The organism is Streptomyces sp. NRRL F-5755, from assembly GCF_001279365.1.
GTDB classification, from domain to species: Bacteria; Actinomycetota; Actinomycetes; order Streptomycetales; family Streptomycetaceae; genus Streptomyces; species Streptomyces rimosus.
In genome coordinates this window covers 1-3,135 of record NZ_LGCW01000125.1, presented here as the reverse complement: position 1 = coordinate 3,135, position 3,135 = coordinate 1, and the positions used below count along the sequence as shown (strand labels likewise).

The following is a 3,135-nucleotide window of genomic DNA, read 5'->3' as shown; positions in this document are numbered from 1 at the left end:
GGGGGCGGGGGGCGGCCCCCAAAGGGAGAGCAACTTCATCGGCAACCCGTGGGCTGGGTAGGCCAAGCGGACCGCGCGAGACGGGTGGAGGCGAACGAAGCGGTGCGTGGTCGCCCGGCCTACGGCTCTTCGGGCGCAGGGGGCTCGAAGCGGGCGGCCTCCAGGAAGTCTGGGCGGGGGTCCAGAGCCGCGGCGAGGCGGAAGTGGCGTTGGGCCTCGTCGGGGCGGTTGGCGCGCTGAAGGGTGCGGGCCAGGGCGAAGTGGGCGAAGGCGTTGTCCGGTTCGCGTTCCAGGACGATCTGGAATTCCAGCTCGGCCGGGCGGAGTTGGGCTGCGAGGAAGAAGGCGCGGGCGCGCAGTAGGCGGGCCGCGGTGTTCTCCGGGTGGGCCGCGATGACCGGGTCCAGGAGTTGTACGGCGCCACGCGGGTCGCGGGCCTCCAGCAACTGCTCGGCGGCCCGGAAGTTGATGACGTTCGTCTCGGGGCTGCGTTCGGCCACGGCGTCTCCTCTTCCGTATTACGGACCACCAGCGCTCGCACGGCGTTCGCCGGCTCGGTGCGGGCAAGCACATGCGCCGCCCGTTGTGCGGGCGTTACGTGCGGCACAACAAGTGCGTCCTTCGTCGCATTCCCCACTCGGGTCGGCCCCCAATCATGGCGCTGGAGACCCGATTGGGTTGTCGAGGGTGGGGGCGCGTCGGCCAGGCAGTTGCGGGACGCGGCGGGGGCCTTTGCGTCACCGAACACGCGCTCACAAGCTGATGTGGTAAGCCTTCCGCAACGTTTCGTGCACAGTCCAGCGCGTACGGTCGCCTTCGCGCAGTATGCAGACGTCACCCGGGCCCACTTCCAGGACCGGGCCGTCCTCGACCTCGATCGTTGCCCGGCCGCTGACGACCACGAACAGTTCGTTCGCCTCGGTGTCGGTGACGACGCCCGGGGTGATCTGCCAGATTCCCCGTATCTGCTTGCCGTCCGGGGACTCCCACAGGACCTTGCCGGTCACCACCGGGTCGCCGGAGATGATCTGGGCGGGGTCCAGCGGCTCGGGCTCCAGTTCCGCGTCAGGCACACCGGGGATGTGGACGGCGAAGGAGCCGGCGGAGGACGGAAGAGCAGGAGGAGCGGGCGAGGGCGGGACGGAGGCAAGATCAGGTCGGGTCATGGCGGCGAGGATAGCTGCGCCGTCAAGGCGCGTTGCTCCGCCTCCCACCGCTCCAGCCGCGGCGTCCGCAGCAGGTACGACATTCGCCCAGGCCCGAACCCCTGCCGTAAGCAGCCCCCAACCCGCCGCTCAGGCCCCCGCCCCCTCCCACCCCCGTACCCTCTCCCACACCTCGCGCACCTGGGGCTCCAGAGCCTCCAGCGGGCCGTCGTTGTCGATGATCAGGTCGGCGATCGCCAGGCGCTGTTCGCGGGTCGCCTGGGCTTCCATGCGGGCCTTCGCCTCGTCCTCGGCCATGCCACGCAGGCGTACCAGCCGGTCGAGCTGGGTGCGGGGCCGGGCGTCGACGACGATGACCAGGTCGTACAGAGGCGCGAGGCCGTTCTCCGTGAGGAGGGGCACGTCGTGGACGACCACCGCGTGCGGTCCTGCCGCGGCTTCCAGTTCGGCCGACCGCGCGCCCACCAGCGGGTGCACGATCGCGTTCAGTGCCCGCAGTTTTTCCGGATCGTTGAAGACGATCGCGCCCAGTTTGGCCCGGTCGAGCGTACCGTCCGCGGCCAGCACCTCCGGGCCGAACTCCTCGGTCACGGCGGCAAGTCCGGGCGTGCCCGGCTCGACCACCTCGCGTGCGATCTTGTCGGCGTCCACGATCACCGCGCCGTACGAGGCGAGCAGCCGCGACACCTCACTCTTGCCCGCGCCGATACCACCCGTAAGCCCCACCTTCACCATGCGGCACACGCTACATCGGAGGAGGCGGCAGGAGGGAAGACGGACGCCCCTTTCCCCAGCCCAGGCCCCGCTCCCCTCGGGGACTCAGCCCCTCAGGACCCTCAGCTCCTCAGAGCCTTCAGGCCCCTCCCCCTTCCCCCTCCCTCTCCGCCAAGAACCGCTCCAGCTCCCGCCCGATCTCCTCGGCCGACGGCAGCTCCATCGGCTCGGCCACCAGGTTCCCGCGGCTTTCCGCGCCCGCCACGGCGTCGTACTGGTGCTCAAGGCCGCTGACCAGCGCGACCAGTTCCTCGTCGCCCTCGGAGATCTGCCGTTCGATCTCCTCCTGGGTGCGCAGCGCCTCCGTGCGCAGCGCGTGCGCCGCGGTCGGCAGCACCAGGCCGGTGGCGGCCGTGACCGCCTCCAGGGCGGTCAGCGCGGCGTCCGGGTACGGGGACCGGGCCACGTAGTGCGGTACGTGCGCGGCGACGCCCAGTACGTCGTGGCCGGCCTCCGCGAGCCGGAACTCGATCAGCGCCTCGGCGCTGCCGGGTACCTGCGCCTCGTCGAAGACGCTGGCGTGGCCGGGCATGAGGTCGGTGCGGTTGCCGTGCGGCGTGATGCCCACGGGGCGGGTGTGGGGGACGCCCATCGGGATGCCGTGGAAGTTCACCGCGAGCCGTACGCCGAGCCGCTCGACCATCTGCCGTACCGCGGCCGCGAAGCGCTCCCATTCCACGTCCGGCTCCGGGCCGGAGAGCAGCAGGAACGGCGCGCCGGTGGCGTCCTCGACGAGCCGCAGCTCGATGCTCGGGGTCTCGTACGCGGTCCAGCGGTGGCGCTGGAAGGTGAGCAGCGGCCTGCGGGCGCGGTAGTCGACGAGCCGGTCGTGGTCGAAGCGGGCGACGACCCGGTGGGAGAGGCTGCCCAGCAGCCGGTCCACGATCTGGTCGCCGGTCTCACCTGCATCGATGTAGCCGTCGAAGTGGTACAGCAGCACCAGCCCCGCGGAGTCCCGCGCGGTGATCGCCTCCACTGCCGCGAGCCCGCTCGGCTCCCATTCGTACAAACCCTGGGGATCCAACACAGTGTCCGCTCCTCCTCGATGTTCGTCCCCCAGAACGTCCTACGCGCCGTCGGCATTCCCACCGCCGATCACGCCCCCGCGGCTCCCCCCCCCACACACCGCACCACCCCGACGACCACCCCCACCCGCCACCTACCTCACCCCCACCTACCTCACTCACCGCCCATC

At 71.2% G+C, this 3,135-nt stretch carries 4 protein-coding genes; all 4 read right to left on the bottom strand.

The genetic code is table 11. The features are described 5' to 3' along the window. Positions 1-119: 119 nt before the first annotated feature. The 4 genes from ADK86_RS14415 to ADK86_RS14400 all read right to left on the bottom strand — a co-directional run bounded on the left by ADK86_RS14415 (position 120) and on the right by ADK86_RS14400 (position 2,967). Positions 120-500 (bottom strand): tetratricopeptide repeat protein, encoded by a 381-nt coding sequence (locus ADK86_RS14415; protein WP_030589199.1) that lies wholly within the window; start codon positions 498-500, stop codon positions 120-122. 252 nt (positions 501-752) lie between these two features. Then, positions 753-1,166: a cupin domain-containing protein gene (locus ADK86_RS14410; RefSeq protein ID WP_324611392.1), complete on the bottom strand. Its 414-nt coding sequence runs from the start codon at positions 1,164-1,166 to the stop codon at positions 753-755. 129 nt (positions 1,167-1,295) lie between these two features. After that, positions 1,296-1,901: a dephospho-CoA kinase gene (coaE, locus tag ADK86_RS14405; protein ID WP_053696960.1), complete on the bottom strand. Its 606-nt coding sequence runs from the start codon at positions 1,899-1,901 to the stop codon at positions 1,296-1,298. A 118-nt stretch (positions 1,902-2,019) separates the two neighbouring features. Then, on the bottom strand, positions 2,020-2,967 hold the full coding sequence (locus ADK86_RS14400) for a proteasome assembly chaperone family protein (RefSeq protein WP_030373268.1): 948 nt from the start codon (positions 2,965-2,967) through the stop codon (positions 2,020-2,022). Positions 2,968-3,135: the final 168 nt, after the last annotated feature.

Coding starts and splice junctions, on each gene's coding strand:
- ADK86_RS14410 (WP_324611392.1), bottom strand. CDS start 1,166: ATGACCCGACCTGATCTTGCCTCCGTCCCGCCCTCGCCCGCTCCTCCT.
- coaE (WP_053696960.1), bottom strand. CDS start 1,901: ATGGTGAAGGTGGGGCTTACGGGTGGTATCGGCGCGGGCAAGAGTGAG.